This window comes from Pelomonas sp. KK5 (assembly GCF_001984095.1).
Taxonomy (GTDB): Bacteria; Pseudomonadota; Gammaproteobacteria; order Burkholderiales; family Burkholderiaceae_C; genus KK5.
The window spans coordinates 1-4,585 of record NZ_LYVQ01000345.1; the positions used below are offsets into that span (position 1 = coordinate 1).

Here is a 4,585-nt window from a genome sequence, read left to right on the forward strand (position 1 = left end):
CCCCGCCTGGACGCCGCTGCCGAGCTGCAGGCCTTCGCCACCGACTGCGTGCAGGGCGAGTTCGGCCGCGCCTGGAACGAGACCCAGCAGCAGTGGTGGGCCCGCGGCCGCCAGGCGCTGCTGTCCGCCTTCGAGGGCGAGCCGCAGCTGCCGCTGCGCGAGGCCGATGCCGTCGGACCTGCCGGTTATGAGCTGATCGCCCTGCTGCGCGATCCCGACCAGCCCTGGGAGGAGCACGAGGAGCTGGACCTGGCGATCCGCTGGTGGGAAGCCGCCCGCAAGGCCGGCCTGGCGCTGGACGCCGACTTCGGCGCGCTCTGGCAGCAGCTGGAGTGGATCGGCCTGCAGCGCCACCTGGCGCAGGCCGGCGCGCTGTGCCGGGCCAAGGCGGAAGGCCGCATCAGCCCCGAGCGCACGGCCGAGCTGCTGCCGCGGCTGCTGGCCTATGCGATCAAGACCAGCACGCGCTACGTGCAGCTGGCGCCGTTGACCCGGCTGGTGCAGGACCTGCAGGCCGGCCTGGTGCAGGACAGCTTCACGCTGCGCTGACGGCGGCCTGCGTGGTGGTGTAGCGCGCCGGCGCGGCGCCGATCACCGAGCGCTGGCCGAAGATCTCTTCCAGGAAGTTGATGAAGGCCCGGGTGCGCGCCGGTACGTACTCGCGCGAAGGCATCGCCATGATGATCGGCAGGCAGGGCAGGCGCCACTCGGGCAGCACGCGCACCAGCACGCCGGTCTCCAGGTCGTCCTTGACCAGGTAGTAGGGCTGGCCGGTGATGCCCATGCCGGCGCGGGCGGCGGCCAGGTTGATCTCGGGATGGGTGGCGCTGAGCAGCGGCATCTTGCGCGGCTGCAGGTCGAAGGTCTCCTCGCCGGGCTCGTCCACATTGCCGCTGCTGCGGCGCAGGGCGATGCCCTCGGGCAGCGTCCAGCTCGGCGGCAGCAGCGCGTCGTGGTTGGGCAGGTCGCGCGGATGGTCCAGCTTCGGCGCCCGCTTCAGGTAGGCCGGCGCGGCGCACATGATCACCGGCACCTGCGTCAGCTGGCGGGCGATGAAGCCGCCGTCCAGCTTCCTGCGGGTGGCCAGGATGGAGACGTCGTAGTGCTCGTCCATCGTGTCGACCACGGCCGGCGAGTGCAGCTCCAGCGTTACGTCCGGATAGTCGCGATGGAAGCGCGGCAGGTGCTCGGCCAGCTGGTGCACCGCCACCGCCGCGCCCACCAGCACCCGCAGGTGCCCGCGCGCCGCGCCGGTGGACTGGCGCGCCTGCTCGTTGGCCTTCTCGACCGAGAGCAGGATGTTGCGCGCATCCTCCAGGTAGGCGCGGCCGGCGTCGGTCAGCGACAGGCGCCGGGTCGTGCGGTTCAGCAGCCGGGCGCCCAGGTGGGTCTCCAGCTCGGCCACCAGCCGTGTCACCACGGCCGGCGCCAGATCCAGGCGCCGGGCAGCGGCGGCGAAGCTACCGTCCTCGTTGACGTGGACGAAAACCGTCAGCGCGCGCAGCAGATCCATGGTGTCGTACTTCCGTTCAGGGGTGGGCGGCCATCACCTGCGCCACCGCGGCGGTCAGGCGCTTGCCGTAGGGCACGTGCAGGAACTCGTTGGGGCCGTGGGCATTGCTCTTCGGGCCCAGCACGCCGCAGACCATCATCTGCGCGCTCGGGAAGCCCTTCTGCAGCATGCTCATCAGCGGGATCGTGCCGCCCTGGCCGATGTAACCGACCGGTGCGCCGAAGTGCGCCTCGCTGGCCTCGTTCAGCGCGGTGGACAGCCAGGGCGACAGGTCCGGCGTGTTCCAGCCGGTGGCGCCATAGGCACCGGCGCGGCCGTCCGGCACGAAGGTGACCTTGGCGTTGTAGGGCGCGTTGTCCTCCAGCAGCGCCTTCAGCTTCAGCGCCGCCTCGTTCCCGTCCACCAGCGGCGGCAGGCGCAGCGAGAGCTTGAAGGCGGTGAAGGGGCGCAGCACGTTGCCGGCGTTCTTCAGCTCCGGGAAGCCGTCCACGCCGACGACCGACAGCGTCGGCCGCCAGGTGCGGGCCAGCAGCCCCTCGACCGGGTCGGTCGTCGTCGGCAGCACCGGGCCGCCGTCGGCGCCGCAGGACCAGGGCATGCGCTTCCAGACCTCGTCCTTCAGGATCGCGGCGGTGGCTTTCGCCTGCTCCAGGCGCGCACCCGGGATCTCGCAGTGGAAGCTCTCCGGCAGCAGGCGGCCGGTCTTGGAATCCTCCAGCCGGTCCAGCACCTGGCGCAGGATGCGGAAGCTCGAGGGCACCAGGCCCGAGGCGTCGCCCGAGTGGATGCCCTCGGTCAGCACCTCCACCTTCAGCACGCCGCTGACCATGCCGCGCAGGCTGGTCGTCAGCCAGAGCTGGTCGTAGTTGCCTGCGCCGGAGTCCAGGCAGACCACCAGCGACACGTTGCCCAGGCGGGGCTTGAGGATGTCGATATAGGCCGGCAGATCGTAGGAGCCGCTCTCCTCGCAGGTCTCGATGATGCCGACGCAGCGCGGGCGCGGGATGCCCTGCCTGTCCAGCGCCATGATGGCCGTCAGCGAGGCGTAGACCGCGTAGCCGTCGTCGGCGCCGCCGCGGCCGTAGAGCAGGCCGTCCTCGTACTTGGGCGTCCAGGGGCCGAGGTCATTTCTCCAGCCGTTGAATTCGGGCTGCTTGTCCAGGTGGCCGTAGAGGACGATGGTGTCGGTGCTGTCGGCCTTGGTGGCCGGCACCTCGAAGAAGATCACCGGCGTGCGGCCCGGCAGGCGGATCACTTCCAGCTTCAGGCCGGCGACCTTCTTGCTCTCCACCCAGGCGGCGGCGTCGTTCAGCACCTTGTCGATATAGCCGTGGGCGGCCCAGTCGGCATCGAACATCGGGCTCTTGGCCGGGATCGCGATGTAGTCGGTCAGCTTGGGGACGATCTCCTCGTCCCAGACACGGGCGGCGAATTCGCCCAGGGCGGTGGTCTCATCGCGCTGCAGCGGCAGCGAAGGGTCTCTTGCATTCATCTCGGCTCTCCCGGCTTGTGGCTGGTGGAACCTGAGAGTGTAGTTATTCGCCGAACCTGTCGTGCAACCAGGCCTGAAGGCGGGAGAACACCTGCTCCCGCTCCGGCTCGTTGAAGATCTCGTGATACATGTCCTCGAAGCAGTGGGCGCGCAGCATCGCGGCCGGGGCTTCCTCGGCGAAGTCGGCGCTGCCGGAGGGAGCCACGCAGCGGTCGCTGCCTGCCCACATCAGCAGTGTCGGCACCACCCAGTCGCGGGCGTGCTGCAGCACGATCTCGCCGCCGTCCACGATCATCCGCGCCGTCGTCGGGGTGATGCGGTCGTGCACCAGCGGATCGGCCTGGTAGGCGCGCACCACCTCGGCGCTGCGCGAGATCCAGGCCGGCTTCAGGCCGTTGCCCACGCCCAGGTGCGGCGCCAGCGCCTTGCCCAGCGCCAGCTGCAGGCGCTGGAAGGCCGACAGGCCCGGGTCCAGCGCCGGCGAGGACAGCATCAGCGCATCGACCGGCCGGAACCACGCCGGCAGCTGGCCGGCGGTGTTGGCCGTGAGCCCGCCGGCCACGAAGCGGGCGGCCACCAGGCCGCCCATGCTGTGGCCCAGCAGCACCAGCGGGCCGGCGCCGAGCTGAGGGTCGCGGCGCAGCTCGTCGATCACCAGGGCCAGGTCCTCCTGCAGCCGTTCGTCGCAGGGCACGTCGCCCCGTGCACCGGCCGAGGCGCCGTGGCCGCGCTGGTCATGGCCTACGACGTGCCAGCCCCAGCCGTTGAGCTTCTGCGCCACCGCCTCGTAGCGGCCGATGTGTTCGCCCAGCCCGTGCACGATCAGCACCGTGCCGCGGGCAGCCGTCGTCACTGGCAGGCTCCATTGGCGCCAGTGCAGCGGCAGGCCGTCATCGGTTCTCAGAGTTCGCATGTAAAGCAGTTTAGGGAGCGCTGCCGGCCTTCATCCCCGGGCTTCCCCGGCCCGTAGAAGTACGGGGCTGCGTGGCCACGGGGGCTGGCGGGCCTCGGGCGGGTTACGCTGGGAAGATTCACACGGGAGCGATCCGACATGTCTGACTTCTTCGAACTCGGCACCGACGCCACCGGCGTCGCGCACCTGCGCCTGAACCGGCCCGAACGGATGAACACGATGGCCCCGGCCTTCTTCCCGGCGCTGCGCGACGCGGTGCGCGCGCTGGAGGCCGCCGGGCAGGCGCGGGTGCTGGTGATCTCGTCCACCGGCAAGCACTTCAGCGCCGGCATGGCGCTGGACACCTTTGCCGGCGATGGCGCCTTGCTGGACACGGCCAGCCCGCGCGGCCGGCTGAACTTCCAGTCCTCGCTGCGTGCGCTGATGGACTGCTTCAGCGCACTGGACCAGGCCCGGCTGCCGATCCTCTGCGCGATCCAGGGCGGCTGCATCGGCGGCGCGCTGGACCTGGCCACCGCCTGCGACGCGCGCTACGCCTCGGCCGACGCCTTCTTCTGCGTGCAGGAGACCAATATCGGCATGGCCGCCGACCTGGGCGTGCTGCAGCGCCTGCAGGCGGTGATGCCGGCGGGGCTGGCGCGCGAGATCGTCTACACCGGCGCGCGGC

At 70.9% G+C, this 4,585-nt stretch carries 4 protein-coding genes and 1 pseudogene; 2 read left to right on the forward strand and 3 right to left on the reverse strand.

Annotation, left to right across the window (positions count from 1 at the left end):
• Positions 1–549 (forward strand): annotated as a pseudogene (locus B0W88_RS33955) (hypothetical protein); the annotation flags it as partial.
• On the opposite strand, the gene B0W88_RS29910 reads toward B0W88_RS33955, so the two are convergent.
• The 3 genes from B0W88_RS29910 to B0W88_RS29920 are packed head-to-tail and all read right to left on the reverse strand — an operon-like array spanning position 536 to position 3,918.
• Positions 536–1,513: a LysR family transcriptional regulator gene (locus tag B0W88_RS29910; protein ID WP_077038162.1), complete on the reverse strand. Its 978-nt coding sequence runs from the start codon at positions 1,511–1,513 to the stop codon at positions 536–538. The pseudogene B0W88_RS33955 and the gene B0W88_RS29910 sit on opposite strands and share 14 nt — an antisense overlap.
• Positions 1,514–1,529: 16 nt before the next feature.
• Positions 1,530–3,005, reverse strand: a complete 1,476-nt coding sequence (locus B0W88_RS29915) for a M20 family metallopeptidase (protein WP_077038163.1) — start codon at positions 3,003–3,005, stop codon at positions 1,530–1,532.
• A gap of 43 nt (positions 3,006–3,048) precedes the next feature.
• Positions 3,049–3,918: an alpha/beta hydrolase gene (locus B0W88_RS29920; RefSeq protein ID WP_077038164.1), complete on the reverse strand. Its 870-nt coding sequence runs from the start codon at positions 3,916–3,918 to the stop codon at positions 3,049–3,051.
• Between the two features lie 138 nt (positions 3,919–4,056).
• Between B0W88_RS29920 and B0W88_RS29925 the strand changes: the two genes are divergently transcribed.
• Positions 4,057–4,585 (forward strand): enoyl-CoA hydratase-related protein (locus B0W88_RS29925; protein WP_198937978.1); only part of this gene is annotated, 529 nt, incomplete at its 3' end.

Excerpts from the sequence above, each read along its gene's own strand:
- B0W88_RS29910 (WP_077038162.1), bottom strand. The coding sequence starts at position 1,513 with ATGGATCTGCTGCGCGCGCTGACGGTTTTCGTCCACGTCAACGAGGAC.
- B0W88_RS29915 (WP_077038163.1), bottom strand. The coding sequence starts at position 3,005 with ATGAATGCAAGAGACCCTTCGCTGCCGCTGCAGCGCGATGAGACCACC.
- B0W88_RS29920 (WP_077038164.1), bottom strand. The coding sequence starts at position 3,918 with ATGCGAACTCTGAGAACCGATGACGGCCTGCCGCTGCACTGGCGCCAA.